The sequence below is a fragment of the Pseudomonas sp. MS01C9 genome (genome assembly GCF_058202755.1).
In genome coordinates this window covers 5,480,424-5,494,950 of sequence record NZ_CM177073.1, presented here as the reverse complement: position 1 = coordinate 5,494,950, position 14,527 = coordinate 5,480,424, and the positions used below count along the sequence as shown (strand labels likewise).

At 62.6% G+C, this 14,527-nt stretch carries 14 protein-coding genes; 9 read left to right on the top strand and 5 right to left on the bottom strand.

Features of this window, described 5'->3' with window-relative positions:
- Window positions 1-228 precede the first annotated feature (228 nt).
- From AC1M7R_RS24760 to AC1M7R_RS24730, 7 genes are read left to right on the top strand one after another with little or no spacing between them, the layout of a single operon-like run.
- Window positions 229-2,406: a type VI secretion system Vgr family protein gene (locus AC1M7R_RS24760; protein ID WP_072458906.1), complete on the top strand. Its 2,178-nt coding sequence runs from the start codon at window positions 229-231 to the stop codon at window positions 2,404-2,406.
- Between the two features lie 16 nt (window positions 2,407-2,422).
- Window positions 2,423-2,881, top strand: a complete 459-nt coding sequence (locus AC1M7R_RS24755) for a DUF6484 domain-containing protein (RefSeq protein ID WP_103894574.1) — start codon at window positions 2,423-2,425, stop codon at window positions 2,879-2,881.
- Window positions 2,882-2,893: 12 nt separating this feature from the next.
- Entirely contained in the window at window positions 2,894-4,009 is a 1,116-nt protein-coding gene (locus AC1M7R_RS24750) for a DUF2169 family type VI secretion system accessory protein (RefSeq protein WP_490610016.1), read from the top strand.
- Entirely contained in the window at window positions 4,006-5,043 is a 1,038-nt protein-coding gene (locus AC1M7R_RS24745) for a beta-ketoacyl synthase N-terminal-like domain-containing protein (protein ID WP_072431253.1), read from the top strand. Before AC1M7R_RS24750 ends, AC1M7R_RS24745 begins: the two co-directional genes overlap by 4 nt.
- The gene (locus AC1M7R_RS24740; RefSeq protein WP_083526348.1) at window positions 5,043-6,125 is read left to right on the top strand and encodes a PAAR-like domain-containing protein; all 1,083 of its coding nucleotides are present in this window, start codon (window positions 5,043-5,045) and stop codon (window positions 6,123-6,125) included. Before AC1M7R_RS24745 ends, AC1M7R_RS24740 begins: the two co-directional genes overlap by 1 nt.
- Window positions 6,126-6,135: 10 nt before the next feature.
- The gene (locus AC1M7R_RS24735; RefSeq protein ID WP_072431254.1) at window positions 6,136-7,044 is read left to right on the top strand and encodes a WD40/YVTN/BNR-like repeat-containing protein; all 909 of its coding nucleotides are present in this window, start codon (window positions 6,136-6,138) and stop codon (window positions 7,042-7,044) included.
- 34 nt (window positions 7,045-7,078) lie between these two features.
- The gene (locus AC1M7R_RS24730; protein ID WP_490610015.1) at window positions 7,079-8,362 is read left to right on the top strand and encodes a TIGR02270 family protein; all 1,284 of its coding nucleotides are present in this window, start codon (window positions 7,079-7,081) and stop codon (window positions 8,360-8,362) included.
- Here the strand turns inward: AC1M7R_RS24730 and AC1M7R_RS24725 are convergent.
- The 3 genes from AC1M7R_RS24725 to AC1M7R_RS24715 form a co-directional block, all read right to left on the bottom strand.
- Window positions 8,357-9,355 carry an NAD(P)-dependent oxidoreductase gene (locus tag AC1M7R_RS24725; protein WP_123595610.1) on the bottom strand — a complete coding sequence of 333 codons (999 nt, stop codon included), beginning with the start codon at window positions 9,353-9,355 and terminating at the stop codon, window positions 8,357-8,359. The genes AC1M7R_RS24730 and AC1M7R_RS24725 overlap by 6 nt on opposite strands.
- A 21-nt stretch (window positions 9,356-9,376) precedes the next feature.
- Entirely contained in the window at window positions 9,377-9,802 is a 426-nt protein-coding gene (locus AC1M7R_RS24720; protein ID WP_490610014.1) for a DUF1810 domain-containing protein, read from the bottom strand.
- 94 nt (window positions 9,803-9,896) lie between these two features.
- Window positions 9,897-10,811 (bottom strand): LysR family transcriptional regulator, encoded by a 915-nt coding sequence (locus tag AC1M7R_RS24715; protein ID WP_123595614.1) that lies wholly within the window; start codon window positions 10,809-10,811, stop codon window positions 9,897-9,899.
- A 137-nt stretch (window positions 10,812-10,948) separates the two neighbouring features.
- Between AC1M7R_RS24715 and AC1M7R_RS24710 the strand changes: the two genes are divergently transcribed.
- Both AC1M7R_RS24710 and AC1M7R_RS24705 read left to right on the top strand, forming a co-directional pair.
- Complete coding sequence (locus AC1M7R_RS24710; protein WP_072391804.1) at window positions 10,949-11,515, top strand: type 1 glutamine amidotransferase domain-containing protein; 567 nt, start codon at window positions 10,949-10,951, stop codon at window positions 11,513-11,515.
- A 62-nt stretch (window positions 11,516-11,577) separates the two neighbouring features.
- A complete protein-coding gene (locus AC1M7R_RS24705; RefSeq protein WP_490610013.1) occupies window positions 11,578-12,333 on the top strand; it encodes an SDR family NAD(P)-dependent oxidoreductase in 756 nt (251 codons plus the stop codon).
- 109 nt (window positions 12,334-12,442) lie between these two features.
- On the opposite strand, the gene AC1M7R_RS24700 is transcribed toward AC1M7R_RS24705, so the two are convergent.
- Both AC1M7R_RS24700 and AC1M7R_RS24695 read right to left on the bottom strand, forming a co-directional pair.
- Window positions 12,443-13,135: a type 1 glutamine amidotransferase domain-containing protein gene (locus tag AC1M7R_RS24700; protein WP_072391798.1), complete on the bottom strand. Its 693-nt coding sequence runs from the start codon at window positions 13,133-13,135 to the stop codon at window positions 12,443-12,445.
- 121 nt (window positions 13,136-13,256) lie between these two features.
- On the bottom strand, window positions 13,257-14,510 hold the full coding sequence (locus AC1M7R_RS24695; RefSeq protein WP_271901162.1) for an OprD family porin: 1,254 nt from the start codon (window positions 14,508-14,510) through the stop codon (window positions 13,257-13,259).
- Window positions 14,511-14,527 lie beyond the last annotated feature (17 nt).

Here is a 14,527-nt window from a genome sequence, read left to right as displayed (position 1 = left end):
GGGAGCATGCCAGGTATGCTGCCATCTGGATTCATTCCAATTCGAAATAACCCCTATAACTAAAGAAACTGATCAATAACCGCCTGTCGCCTATCTTGAAACACACTTCAGTGCTGTCGCCTTGGTCAGGAACATTGGAACCAGGCCAGGTGATCGCGGACGAGCGCTATCCGCAGGATACGGATCGAGCCGTACGTCCACGCTGATTGGGGTGAATGACGAGGCGATATGGAGATCACGCAAAACAACCGGCTGGTGCAGGTCGACAGTCCCCTGGGCGGCGATGTCCTGCTGCTCAGGAGCATGGAAGGCAGTGAAGAGTTGGGGCGTTGTTTCCACTATGAGCTGGATCTGACGTCCGATGATCGGGCGATCACGTTCGATCAGTTACTGGGCAAGCCCATGGGCCTGACCCTGGAACTGTATGACGGGGCCAAGCGCTACTTCCATGGCATTGTCTGCAGCTGCCGCCAACTGACCGGCCATGGCCAGTTCGCTGGTTACCGGGTCAGCCTGCGACCCTGGTTCTGGTTGCTCACGCGCACCTCGGACTGTCGGATCTTCCAGAACAAGACGGTGCCGGACATCATCAAGCAGGTGTTGCGCGACCTCGGTTTCTCCGACTTCGAAGACAGCCTCAGCGGCAGCTATCGTGAGTGGGAATACTGCGTTCAGTACCGCGAGACCAGCTTCGATTTCGTCAGTCGACTGATGGAACAGGAGGGTATCTATTACTACTTCCGCCATGAGAAGGCCCGTCACGTCCTGGTGATGGCCGATGCCTATGGCGCCCACTCCACAGTGCCGGATTACGCGTCGGTGCCCTTCTACCCGCCTGACCGGCAGATGCGCGAGCGCGACCATTTCTACGATTGGCAACTGGCGCGGCAAGTGCAACCCGGCTCCCTGGCGCTGAACGACTACGACTTCTCGCGGCCCCGCGCCAGTCTCGAGGTGCGTTCAAGCGTGCCGCGCAGCCATAGCAACAGCGACTACCCGCTCTACGACTATCCCGGTGAATACCTGCAGAGCAACGACGGCGAGCACTACGCTCGTACCCGTATCGAGGCCATTCACAGCCAGTTCGAGCGGGTGCAGCTGCGTGGCCGCGCCCGCGGGCTCGGCGCCGGTCACTTGTTCAAGCTGAGCGGCTATGAACGAACGGACCAGAATCGCGAGTACCTGGTGGTGGTCGCCCGTTATCAGATCCGCCAGGAACCTTATGAAAGCGGCCAGGCTGACCTGGGCGAACAGTTCACCAGCGAACTGGATTGCATGGACGCCAGCCAGGCCTTCCGCCCTCTTCCCCTGACACCGATGCCCATCGTCCGCGGACCGCAGACGGCCGTGGTGGTCGGTCCCGGTGGCGAGGAGATCTGGACCGACCAGTATGGTCGGGTCAAGGTGCATTTCCATTGGGATCGCCATGACCAGTCCAACGAAAACAGCTCCTGCTGGATCCGGGTGTCCCAGGCCTGGGCCGGCAAGAATTGGGGATCGGTGCAGATTCCGCGGATTGGCCAGGAGGTGATCGTCAGCTTCCTCGAAGGCGACCCGGATCGGCCGATCATCACTGGTCGGGTCTACAACGCCGAGCAGACCGTACCTTACAAGTTGCCGGCCAACGCGACCCAGAGCGGCGTGAAGAGTCGCTCAAGCAAGGAAGGCTCGCCGGCCAACTTCAATGAAATCCGCATGGAAGACAAGAAAGGCGCGGAGCAACTGTTCATCCATGCCGAGAAAGACCAGGACATCGAGGTAGAAAACGACGAAACCCACTGGGTCGGTCATGACCGCAGCAAGACCATCGACAACGACGAAACCGTTCACGTCAAGCACGACCGCACCGAAACGGTGGACAACCACGAAACCATCACCATCGGCGTGGACCGGACCGAGAAGGTCGGCAACAACGAAAAGATCAGCATCGGCGTCAATCGTACCGAGGATGTCGGCAGCAACGAGACCATCACCATTGGCGCGGACCGCACGGAAAGAGTCGGTGCCAACGAAAAGATCTCCATCGCCAGCAATCGCACCGAGGACGTGGGTGGCAACGAGACCATCGGCATCGGCGGCAACCGCAACGAGACAGTCCAGGGCAATGAAGGCATCGAGATCAACGGAAACCAGAGTACCCGGATCGGCCAGAACGAATCACGGGACGTCGACCAGAACCGCAACAGCAATGTCCGGCAGAACGACAGCCTGGACGTCGGCAAGCATTTTTCCCTCACTGCCGGCGATTCCATCACCCTGACCACCGGGGCAGCCAGCATTACCATGAAGAAGGACGGCACCATCCTGATCAAGGGCAAGAACATTACCCTGGATGGCTCCGGCGCCATCAATATCAAGGCCAACAAGAATGTGGTCGTCAAAGGCCAGAAGATTTTGCAGAACTAGCCACGGAGTGGGCGCCATGACCGTCGAATACCACCTCCCCGTTTCCTCGACATCCACCCCGACCCGGGTGGACGGCGTCGTGATTGGCGTGCTGCTGGATGTGCCCATGGCGGACGCTCCGGTGGTGGCCTTCGCCGGCTGCCCCGTTGACACAGGCCTTGCCGCACGCACCACCACCCCACTCACTCGCGATGACATCGGCGCCCAGGTCGCGCTGATGTTCGAAGCCGGGGACGTGGCCCGTCCGCTGGTGGTCGGGCGCATCCAGCGCTTGCAGGAAACCGTGACGCCGGCGATCGCCCATCTGGACGGAGAGCGCCTGGACTTCAGCGCAGAACGGGAAATCGTCCTGCGCTGCGGCAAGGCCAGCATCACCCTGACCCGCGCGGGCAAAGTGATCATCCGCGGCACCTACCTTTCCAGCCGCTCCAGCGGGGCCAACCGCATCAAGGGCGGCTCGGTGCAGATCAACTAGAGGCCGCAGCCCATGGAATTGCTCAACGCCAGCAAACTGGCTGCTGCCTATACCCTGGGCATGGGGAGCGACGGTCGCGAATCCCTGGTCGTGGTGGCCAAGGGCACTTTCAACCTGCCACTGGATGGCCGCGTCGCGTCCCTGGCGGATGCCCAGCAGCCGCTGTTGATGGCCGATACCTTCCTGGGCGAGCCGGGGCTCAGCGCGCCGCTGCAGGAGATGGACTTCGCCCCGGTCAAGCCATGCTGCGATGTGCTGGTGCGCGGCAAGGCCTATGCACCCGCAGGCCGGCCCGTGACACAGTTGACCGCAGGCATTCGCATCGGCCGGGTCAGCAAGGCTTTTTCCGTGCTCGGTCCTCGGCAATGGCAGCAGGGAATAATGGGCGTTGCCCCAGGCGCGCCGCAGCCCTTTGTCGAGCAGGACATCTCCTACGCCCAGGCCTTCGGTGGTGCCCACCCCACGCTGAACGCCCCCGAAATGCTGCGTTGCTATTCGCACAACCCGAGCGGTTGCGGTTGGTACCCCAGCGACATCGACAGTACTGGTATCGTCGCAAGACCGATGCCGAACACCGAGGAACTGGGCAAGCCGATCGACAGCCCCTCGGGGGACTTCCGGCCCATGGCCCTCGGCCCCATCGGGCGTAGCTGGCCGCAGCGGGTCCGTTTCGCCGGTACCTATGACGACGCCTGGTTGGCGGACTGCTTTCCGTTCCTGCCAGGGGATTTCGACAATCGCTACTTCCAGGCCGCCCCCGAGGACCAGCAGGCCGACTATCTGCGTGGCGGCGAAGATGTGCTGCTGCTCAATCTCACGCCTCAGGAACGCGCAGGCTTTCGCATTCCCGAGATGGATGTGCCGGTCACCTTCTTCCTGAAAAAAGGCGGTCACGAGACGGTGCGCGGGGTGATCGATACCCTGCTGATCGACACGAACGCTCGCCAGGTGCAGTTGACCTGGCGTGTATCCCGGCCCCTGCGGCGCAATCTGTTCGAGATCGCCCAGGTGCTGGTCGGAACGATGCCTGCGGGCTGGTGGCGCGCCCGGGAGCTGGGCAAGGATTATTACCCATCGCTCCGCTCCCTGGTCAAAACCAGGCGGGCTTTCGAGGAGACAGACGGATGAGCGCGCTGTGCATCATCGGTTCGGGCATGGTCAGCGCGGTCGGCCTCAGCGCACCGGCGAGCTGCGCGGCGATCCGTTGCGCCATCGACAACTTCCAGGAGACCCGCTTTATCGACCGTGGTGGCGAGTGGCTGATCGCCGCCGGCGTGATGTTGGAGCAGCCCTGGCGGGGGCGCGCCAAGCTGATCAAGATGGCCGCCCGCGCCATCGCCGAGGCATTGCAGAGCGCTCCCGGCATCGATCCGCAGCAGACGCCCCTGCTACTGGGCCTGGCGGAAGCCGAGCGCCCGGGTCGCCTCGATGGCCTGGACAACAGCTTGCTGCAAGCCATCGAGGCCGAGCTGGGCCTGCGCTTTCATCCTGACTCCTGCATCATCGCCCGTGGCCGGGTCAGCGGTGCCGTGGCCCTGCTCGATGCGCGCACGCTGATCTACCAGGGGGGGCATCGCTATGTACTCGTCGCCGGGGTGGATTCTTTTCTCGCCGCACCGACCCTGGACGCCTTCGAAGACCGCCAGCGCCTGCTCACCAGCCAGAACTCCAATGGTTTCATCCCTGGTGAAGGCGCCGCCGCTGTGGTGTTGACACGCCCTGTCGCCAGCACAGAGCCGCAATTGACTTGCATCGGCCTGGGGTTCGGGATGGAAAAGGCCACGGTGGAGGCCGAAGACATGCCCCTGCGCGCCGAAGGCCTGAGTCAAGCCATACGCGCGGCCCTGGGCGAAGCCGGCTGTGGGCTGGAACAGATGGATTATCGGCTCACCGACATCTCCGGAGAACAGTACTACTTCAAGGAGGCCTCTCTTGCCTTGGGCCGTACCCTGCGGGTGCGCAAGGAGCACTTCCATCTCTGGCATCCGGCCGACTGCATCGGCGAAGTCGGCGCCGCCATCGGCCCGGCCATGCTCGCCGTGGCCCTGGCCGCCAGCCGCAAGGGATACGGCGATGGCCCGAATATCTTCTGCCATCTGGGCAACGACGCCGGCGAACGTGCTGTCGCCCTGCTCAGTTACCAGACAACGAGGGCTGCCTGATGGCGAACGAGGTCTACGCCAACAATATGGAAATATCCTGCAAGGCGGCGGACGGCAAGTCGGTGGCCTGCTTCCCGGACGTCTGTTTCACCCCGCCGCAAACCGCCGCCACTCCACTGGGGGTGCCTATCCCCTACCCCAACACCGGCTTGGCCAAGGACACCACCCGGGGCTCGCGAACGGTGAAGATCAGCGGCAAGGAAGTCATGCTCAAGGACAAGAGCTACTTCAAGACCAGTTACGGGGACGAGGCTGGAAATGCGCCGAAGAAAGGCATCATCACCAATAAAATCAAGGGAAAGGTGTATTTCACTGCCTGGTCGATGAATGTGAAGTTCGAGGGCGAGAACGTCGTCCGGAACATGGACCTGACCACCCATAACCACGGCTCGACGGCCAACACCCTGGCGTGGCCGTACCTGGACGCGGTAGCCATGGCGGACCCCGAGAATCCGTGCGTCAAGTCCGGCACCGTAAAGAAAATCAAGGCGGCCTGCCCACCGCCGGCCAAGTCATTGTCGCGCGGTGCCATCCCCGGCCCAGCCGACAACACAAGCCCGGAATGCTGTGAAGCACGCAAGTGCATGCTGGTGCCAAACTCGCCAAAGACCCGTTGTTCGAAATGTGGCGGGAAGACACCCCACCACCCGGTGCCGGTGGCAGACCTGTCGACTCCCCGGCCGATCAACCCCAAGACCGGCAAACTGAAAGTGCGCGGGGACGCCTTCGTTCCTACCTACGATCACAACAAAGCTCCCTGCGTCTGCGTGGAAGGCGCCGACCACAACTCCCGTGAGGGGCCGACCGAAAAGCTCATGCAACATGGTCGTATCGGTCGCGGCTATGTGGTCAAGCGCGATGCGATGTTGGGCGGGGCCGATGACTTCACCTACGCACAGATCAGCGACCTCGCAGCCCAGGCGGTCGCCGATGAGACTGGCTGCGACAAAGACTGCCTGAAGGCCCAGATCGACAAGGGGCACCAGGATCTGGGCGTAGGCCCGGAATCAGGCATGCGCAGGGGCGAAGTTCGCGCACCAGCCCTGGAGAAGAAGCCGAAGAATCCGGCCCCAATGATATAGAGAGCCCATCATGGATAATGAAGACTCGCTGTTTTTTACCTGCGGCCTGGTCATCAAGGCGGGCACGATCGTCGTGCCTGGGCAGTACAACTCCCTGCCGGACGAGCAAATGTCCAGGGTCGCCTTCTGCTTCGATGGAAACTGGGTCTACAACGACGTGGACGACGACGTCATAGGCGCCATCTGTTTCAGGCACAGTGACAGCAGCCTCTGGATGCTCGGACGCAAGGGCCACCTGCGTCATGTGAAAACCGGCTCGGCGGACTTCACACTCGCCAATGTCCGAGGGAAATTCGAAAACCAGCGGATCGAAACGGGCCGGCTTGGCGAACTGCTGTGCATCCGGGAAATCGCCAATGAGCTGTATATCTGCGGTCAGTCGTCCCAGGTCTACCGTCATTCGAACGGTGGCTGGGTCGGCATCAGCCCGCCGGGAGCGAAGATAGCCTCCCCCACCCTGGAAAGCCTGGATGGCCTGTCGTCCGATGATATTTATGCCGTCGGCGAAAAGGGCCTCATCATGCATTACGACGGGGCACGCTGGAGCACCCTGGACTCTGCGACCAATCGCCCGCTGTCACGGGTCCTGTGCAAGAGCGCAGAGGAGGTTTACGCCTGCGGGAACGATGGCGTGCTGCTGGTGGGCAACCGAAATCAGTGGCAGGTACTCGATACGGAACGAACCATGAATTTCTGGGACATGGCGCTGTACGACGGGCAGTTGTACATCGCCCACGTGCATGGCCTCGTTCGATATGACGGAAAAGACTTCTTCGATGTCGACACCGGCCTCCTCCCCGCGCCCGGCGCCCACAAGCTCGATGTCGGTGACGGGCTGCTTTACTCCTTTGGAGTCGACGACATTCTCAAGTTCGATGGCAGCCGGTGGGAGCGCGTGATATGCCCGCACAACACCTGAGTTCGCCTGCGGCCATCGCGGCGATGCAGTGTTCATGAGCGACTCGCTGTCTCTGGTGATCGAGCAACATGCTGAAGAAGCCAGCTTCCTTGCTGTCCTGCGCGACGATGCCTCGCGCGCGCCGCACTACGATCTCGATCACCTTGGCAAACTCGACAGCCGCCTTGACGCCCACCTCGATGGCTTGCGCATCGCAGGGCCACCAGGGCTGGAAACGCTGCTGATGCAACTCGGCCCAGACACCCTCGGCGAGATGTTCGCCAGTGTGGTGCTGGCCTTCGAGTCGGCCAATGGCAAAGTGTTGTCACGGCTCAGCGAACACCTGCGCAATGCCGCAGAAACGGAGCGCGGTTATCTGATGGCCCTGGGGTGGCTCGATTGGCAGCGGCTCTCACCCTGGATCGACCGCATGCTCGCTGCGCCTGAGCCGCTGTTTCGTCGACTCGGCCTGGCGGCCTGCGGCATGCATCGTCAGGACCCTGGCCCTGCGCTGCTGGGCGGCCTTCGCGACCCTGACCCAAGCGTGATGGCCCGGGCTGCCCGCTCCGCCGGCGAGCTGCGCCGGCGTGACCTGCTGGCCGAGATCCGCGCCCATTGCCGACACCCGGATGCGACCACGGGTTTCTGGGCCAGCTGGGCCGCCGCCCAGATGGGTGATCGGCAGGCCCTGGAGCCGCTGCGCCAGTTCGCCGAGCAACCGAGCCTTTTTCAGCAGCGCGCCCTTTGCGTGTTGTTGGCGTGGCAAGAACGCGAGTCCAGCATCGCCGGGATACGCCAATGGGTGCAGGATCCCCGGCTTCGACGTGTCGGCATCCAGGCCCTTGGGCTGCTGGGCGATCCGGTCTGCATCCCCTGGCTGATGGAACAGATGCGCGACTTGCCGTTCGCCCGTGTCGCCGGCGAAGCCTTCAGCCTGATCACTGGAGCCGACCTGGCATTGCTCGATCTGGAATTGAAGGACCTGCCGGATTTCGATGCCGGTCCGAACGATAATCCACAGGATCCGAACGTCGCCATGGACCCCGATGAAAATCTGCCCTGGCCCGATCCGTCGTCAATCGAACGCTGGTGGCAGACCCACGGCGGACAGTTCCAGTCGGGAACTCGCTACATGCTCGGACTGGTCCACAGCGAAGCCGCCTTCGGGCAGGTGCTGGTCAGGGGCCAACAGCGCCAGCGCATCGCCGCCGCCTGTGGTCTGGCACGCTTTCGGCCGGATGAAGCGCTTTTTCCCACCAGCGCCCCGGCCTGGCGGCAAAAGCGCTTGCTGGGCATGAAGCAGGCATCCGGCCCGCAGGTTTGGCCCGGTCACCTATAGTTTGCGCAACTCGCCGCCCTCCTTCTCCAAACGGGCCAGGTACGCGTCGGCATCCAGCAACTGATAGGGAAAGTAGAGCCCTGGCGGCGTTGGCGGTTGACCGTCCAAGCCGAGCAGCCGCTCCAGGGTCATTGCGACGCTGAGGCCGGTCAGCGGTGCTGCGCCTGCCGGGTGCACGACGGCATGACGGGTGCGCAGTGGTTTACCCACCAGGTCCTCGCCAGACAGTTCGATGATGATCTCGGTGGACTTCGGCCGGCCCTGGCGTCGAGTCGAGCTCACCCCAGTGGCCATATTGAACTGCACATTGGGGGCGCCCGTGGCCGCCCCCAGGCCGACGACATCGATGGACGAGAAACCAGAGGCCTGGATTGGCGTGCCATCCACCGCGTGAAAGCTGACCCTGGCGTCCTCGCCTTCGCGCCAGACATAGACGCCATCGCGCCGTGTCAGCGCGGCCGGCAGCATTTTATTCAGGTGCTCGAAGTCGGTGGCGACAGTCGGGCCTCCGGTGTCCTGCTCATCCACCAGCGCGTGGAGGCTGATGTCCTGGACCCGGCTGAAGGCCCGGGCAATGCGCAGCGTCGCCACCGTCGTCGCCCCTGCCATCCATTCGTAGCCGAGGACAATGGGCGAGGCCTGGGGTGTGTGCATGTACGTCGCGATCTCCGGCGCGATCTCGAAGACACCGGAAGAAATGCTGAGGTGCGGCACCCGGCATTTCTGCGCATAACGCAGTCCCGCCAAGGCGTGGTCCATATAGAAGATCACGACGGCGCTGACCTGGCGCTCACCGAGGCCCAGGTCCTGGGCGCGGGAATCGATCACCACTCCCTGCGCCCCGCCAATTTCCTCTGCGGTGCGCTGGGCCTTGGCAAGATCGCGGCCGCCAATCAGCAGCGGCACGTCCGGGTAAGCGGCGCGCAGCGCCCGGGCAGTCTGATGACCAATGGCGCCAGAGCCGCCCATGAACAAGATTGGATCAAGTGACATCGTGTGCTCTCCTTTTCGGGGTCAGTCACCCAATAGCAGAAGCGTCTTGGGGTCGGGTTCGCCGCAATAGAACTGATCGAGGCCTCGCTGGTACACAGGGGAATCGGGCTGGGCATGGACGAACAGTGTGAGGCAGGAGCGAAACTTCAGGTCGTCGGGCGAGCCGAACAGCTGCCCGGCGCTTATATCGCGGTGCTCCAGGACAGTGTTCACACACTGCTCCAGCCGGGGGCCTAGTACCTCGTGCTGCAGATATGCGCGTGCTTCGGCAAGGCCGGAGATGGCGAACCGAGCTGCCATCGCGGAACGACCCAGGCCTTGCAGTTGCGGAAAGATGAACCACATCCAGTGACCCGTTTTGCGCCCGGCGCGCAGTTCATCCATGACACGACTGAACACAGGGCGCTGGGCTTCGACGAACCGGGACAGGTCAAAGGTGTCGTGCATGCTCGTTGTGCCTCCATCGGTGAACGCGCCTGATCGGCATCTTGACACCAGGCGCTGTCTGAACGATCTGCGCGGTTGGCCAGGCGGGCAGCGCCTAGCCGTCGGACCGACGCCGACTGCCGCCCGGTCCCGCGTTCTTTATTTGTTCGATATTTTCCAGAAAGGTTTTAAGGATGGGCGATGGATTATCGGTCCGGTACCCCACCGCCAGATCAATGGTCGGTCGGGTGCCCTTGAGCTGTCGGCTCACGATGGTCCAGGGAAGCAGCGGCTCGACGTACGCCGGCAGGATGGCGACACCCCGGGTGGAGCTGATCAATGAAATACCGGTGCCATAGTCATCCAGCCAGTAGGAAGAGCTGACCTGCACGTTGCAACTGGCGAAATATTGCGCGATGACGTCGCGCAGTACATGGGGGATCTCGGAACAGCCGATGAACGTCTCCCTGGCCAGCTCGGCAGGGTCGATATCGCCCACACTGGCCAGGCGATGGTCGTTCGGCATGATGACCAGCAGCGGCTCCTTGGCGACCACCTCGTAACGCACATCCGGGCGAGGCTCCACGCGCAGGAAACCCAGATCGACGTCGCCTCGCTGAATGGCGTCGGCCAACGAGGGCGACTGCAGGCTGATGACCTTGAATTCGATGTTGGGCAGTTCGTGGCGAAGCAAGCGGGTCACACTGGGCAACCAGTCCGCCTCCTGCCCCGTCAGGAAACCCACCGAAAACACTTTCTTCGCTGGCCGCGCCGCCCGTCGTGCAGCCGCCACCGCCTCTTGCGCATGGCTGAGGGCGAGCCTGGCCTGATCCAGGAACGCGGCGCCTGCCGGCGTCAGCTCGACCCCCCTGGCCTTGCGGACAAACAGCTCCGCGCCGACCTCCAGCTCCAGATCGCGCAGTTGCCGGCTCAGGGACGGCTGCGCGGTGTGAAGGCGCTTGGTCGCCGCGGACGTCAGGTTGCCCTCCTCGGCAACGGCCACGAAATAACGAAGATGACGCAGTTCCATTCAGCGATGCCTCCGGGGCATGGGTGAGGACAGACAAAGTCTTTCTAAAAAACGCTGTCGTTCTCTAAAGTCTGGGCAACGGAGCGAGATCCCTCGCCCATCGAAAAAAACGCCAGTCACGCAAGGGGAAGAAGACCATGACACCCACTCATCCACCCCGGGTCCTGATGATTGCAGCCAAGGGCTTCGAAGATTCGGAGCTTTTCGATGTCCGTACCGCGCTCGCTGACGCCGGCGCGCAAGTCTACCTTGCCTCGATCGATAAAGAGCCGATCAAGGGTGTGGTCTGGGACGCCGCCACCGGTGTGTCCGCGCCCTCTGCTCAATCGATCACGCCTGACAAGACCTTGGAACAGGTCTCGGTGGACGACTATGAAGCGCTGGTGCTTCCAGGTGGCCTGGTCAACCCGGACATTTTGCGGACGATCCCGGCGGCCGTGGAAATCGTGCAGCAATTCATGGGGCGAAACAAGGTCGTTGCGGCCCTCTGCCATGCTCCCTGGCTATTGGTGGAGGCTGACGTCCTGCGGGGCCGGACGTTGACCGGCTGGCGATCCATCCGGCGCGACCTGCTCAACGCTGGCGCAACGGTGGTGGATCAGGAGGTGGTGGTGGACGGCAACCTGATTTCCAGTCGCATGCCTTCCGACATCCCGGCGTTCTCCAATGCCATCAAGCACGCGCTGGGCCTTGTCGCCGCATGACTGACGGTGACTGGCTCAACGTTCTCTCTACGATTGATTCAACAGCCCAAGAGGATAACTCCATGAACAAGATCGCACTGGTGACCGGCGCCAGCCGTGGCCTGGGGCGCAATGCCGCGCTTGCCATCGCCCGAAAGGGACATGACGTGGTCGTCACCTACCGCACCGGCGAGGCCGAAGCTCGCCAGGTCGTCGCAGAAATCGAACGCCTCGGGCAGGCGGCCATTGCGCTGAAACTCGATGTCGGTGACGTGTCCAGCTTTGCTGCGTTCGCCACCGCGCTGTCCAGTGCACTGCATGAAGTCTGGGGTCGAGCCGATTTCGACTTTCTCATCAATAATGCGGGGCACGGCGCCATGGCGGCGTTTGCAGAAACCACCGAACAACAGTTCGACGATCTCTTCAACGTGCATGTCAAAGGCGTGTTCTTCCTGACCCAGGCGCTCTTGCCGCTGATCAGGGACGGCGGGCGTATCGTCAACTATTCATCGGGCCTGACGCGAGTGTCCTTTCCAGGCTTTTCAGCCTATGCCGCGGCCAAGGGGGTGGTCGAAATCCTCACTGTGTACCTGGCCAGGGAACTGGGCAGCCGAGGGATCACCGTGAATACCGTTGCTCCTGGCGCTATCGCCACCGACTTCCTCGGCGGCGCCGTGCGCGACATGCCCGATCTCAATGCGCAGTTCGCCGGGATGACGGCGCTCGGTCGGGTAGGTGTCCCGGACGACATCGGCCCGATGGTCGCCAGCCTGCTGGCCGAGGATAACCGCTGGGTCACGGGGCAGCGTATCGAGGTGTCCGGCGGGCAGGTCATCTGATTCCAGGCGTGGGCAGCGTGTCCTGCTGGCCATACTGCCCTCACCTACGATCGCTGCCGGCCGCGTGAGTCGCAACCGGCGGTGCCCGTTTTCGTCCGGCAGTCCTGGCTCAGGCCGTCTGTTCCTGCTTCAAGCGCTTGAGCAGCGCCTGGGCCGCGGCTTCGGAGGACGCGGGGTTCTGGCCGGTGATCAGGTGCCCATCCTCGACGATATGGCTGGCCCAATCCGCAGCCTTGATATAGTCCCCTCCCTTGGCCTTGAGCATGTCTTCCACCAGGAACGGCACCACCTGTGTCAGCCCCACCGCCTCCTCTTCGGAGTTGGTGAACCCGGTGACTTTCTTACCCTCCACTACAGGCCGTCCGTCCGGTGCGTTGACGTTCTTGAATACCCCAGGCGCGTGGCAGACCGCCGCGATGGGTTTGTTCGATGCATAGAACGCTTCGAGGAGGGTCTTGGAGTCGCTGTCCTCGGCCAGGTCCCACAGCGGTCCATGGCCTCCTGGATAGAACACCGCGTCGAAGTCGTAAGGGTCCACCTCCCCCAACGGCACCGTGTTGGCCAAGGCCGCCTGGGCCTTGGTATCCGCATCGAAGCGACGGGTGGCATCGGTTTGGGCATCCTCTTCATTGCTCTTGGGGTCCAGCGGCGGCTGCCCGCCCTTGGGAGAAGCAAGCGTGACCGCAGCGTTGGCATCGACGAACACGTAGTACGGAGCGGCGAACTCTTCCAGCCAGAAGCCGGTCTTCTTGCCGGTGTCGCCCAACTGATCGTGAGATGTGAGGACCATCAGAATGTTCATGTGAATCCAGCCTCCGGGTCTGAACGGGCGAACGGTGTCCACCCTGCATTACTCTCAGAGGCTGTGTCGCGGCAGACGTTCAAGCGGATGTAGCGAACGCCCCTTCGCTTGCGTCACCGTCCTACCAGAGCGCGACGTCATAGGTGAAGTAGATGCGGTTGCTGTCCCGCCCCCGTGAAAAATCCGAACGGTAGACATAATTGCGCAGCTTCACGCCCACCCCCTTGAAGATGCCTTGCTGGACGACATAAGCGATTTCGGCATCCCGTTCCCATTCCCTTACGGCACTGCCGGACTTGCCGTCGCTGCCGCTGAGGTAACGGCTGGAAAATGTCAGGCCAGGCACGCCAAGACGGGCAAAGTCATAGCCATAGCCGGCCATCCAGGTCTTCTCGTCTTCTTCGATGAACTTGCCAATGCCGACATTGCTGAAGGAATAGACGGTGGCGCCGCTGATATATGGCAAGCCGGCTTCGCCGCTGAGCTTCTGGTAGCCGGCGCTGAACGTATGACCGACCACGGCGTAGGACAGCTGGCCGCTGAACATATCGTTGTCGATCCTGCCGCTGTAGGCCGAACCTGAGTCGACGCTGTTGAAATAGCGCAGGTCGCTGGTCAGCACCCCGGCGCCCAGTGCCAGGTCATGCTGGATACCGGCGTAGTTCTGTCGATAGAAGTTCTCGAGCTCACCGAAGAAATAGCTCAAGCGGATAGCCTTGCCCAGCTTGTAATCGGCGCCGGCATAGCTGAAGTCGCCAGCCTCGTTGCCGCTGTAGCCGTCAGGCACGATCGGCATGCTGTTGGCGGAGTCCCGTAGCTTGAAACGCTCAAGATGGCCGGCAGTGAGCGCAAGATTGTCGATGTCGGTGCTGTTGATCTGCGTGCCCTGGTAAGTCTGGGGCAACAGTCGTGCATCGTTGTAGACCAGCACCGGGGTCTTGGGCAGCAAGGTGCCGTACTTGACCGTGGTCCTGGCAATCCGGGCCTTGGCGGTCATGCCCGCGCTGGCGAACTCATCGGCGGCACGACCATCGTCATGCACCGGCAGCAGGCCGCTGCCACTGCGCCCGCGTCCCGAGTCGAGCCTGACCCCAAGCAGCCCCAGGGCATCGACGCCAAAACCGACGAAACCCGGCGTGAACCCGGACTGGTAATCCAGCAGGAAGCCTTGGGCCCACTCGGTGCGCTCGCTCTTGGCCGTGCGCGCCGCTCGCGGACTCAGGCCCTGCTCGTCGCGAAAATTCTCGTTGAAATAGACGTTGCGCAGCTGCAGCTTCAGCTTGCTGTCGTCGATGAAACCTTCGGCGTTGGCCGCGGCCAACGGCATCAGGCCGAGCATGGGAAGCAAAGCCCCACGGGTGGCAAAAATGGTCATATCAAGCTTCTCGTTGT

Coding starts and splice junctions, on each gene's coding strand:
- AC1M7R_RS24735 (WP_072431254.1), top strand. CDS start 6,136: ATGGATAATGAAGACTCGCTGTTTTTTACCTGCGGCCTGGTCATCAAG.
- AC1M7R_RS24695 (WP_271901162.1), bottom strand. CDS start 14,510: ATGACCATTTTTGCCACCCGTGGGGCTTTGCTTCCCATGCTCGGCCTG.
- AC1M7R_RS24700 (WP_072391798.1), bottom strand. CDS start 13,135: ATGAACATTCTGATGGTCCTCACATCTCACGATCAGTTGGGCGACACC.
- AC1M7R_RS24750 (WP_490610016.1), top strand. CDS start 2,894: ATGGAATTGCTCAACGCCAGCAAACTGGCTGCTGCCTATACCCTGGGC.
- AC1M7R_RS24705 (WP_490610013.1), top strand. CDS start 11,578: ATGAACAAGATCGCACTGGTGACCGGCGCCAGCCGTGGCCTGGGGCGC.
- AC1M7R_RS24740 (WP_083526348.1), top strand. CDS start 5,043: ATGGCGAACGAGGTCTACGCCAACAATATGGAAATATCCTGCAAGGCG.
- AC1M7R_RS24710 (WP_072391804.1), top strand. CDS start 10,949: ATGACACCCACTCATCCACCCCGGGTCCTGATGATTGCAGCCAAGGGC.
- AC1M7R_RS24725 (WP_123595610.1), bottom strand. CDS start 9,355: ATGTCACTTGATCCAATCTTGTTCATGGGCGGCTCTGGCGCCATTGGT.
- AC1M7R_RS24730 (WP_490610015.1), top strand. CDS start 7,079: ATGAGCGACTCGCTGTCTCTGGTGATCGAGCAACATGCTGAAGAAGCC.
- AC1M7R_RS24745 (WP_072431253.1), top strand. CDS start 4,006: ATGAGCGCGCTGTGCATCATCGGTTCGGGCATGGTCAGCGCGGTCGGC.
- AC1M7R_RS24755 (WP_103894574.1), top strand. CDS start 2,423: ATGACCGTCGAATACCACCTCCCCGTTTCCTCGACATCCACCCCGACC.
- AC1M7R_RS24715 (WP_123595614.1), bottom strand. CDS start 10,811: ATGGAACTGCGTCATCTTCGTTATTTCGTGGCCGTTGCCGAGGAGGGC.
- AC1M7R_RS24720 (WP_490610014.1), bottom strand. CDS start 9,802: ATGCACGACACCTTTGACCTGTCCCGGTTCGTCGAAGCCCAGCGCCCT.
- AC1M7R_RS24760 (WP_072458906.1), top strand. CDS start 229: ATGGAGATCACGCAAAACAACCGGCTGGTGCAGGTCGACAGTCCCCTG.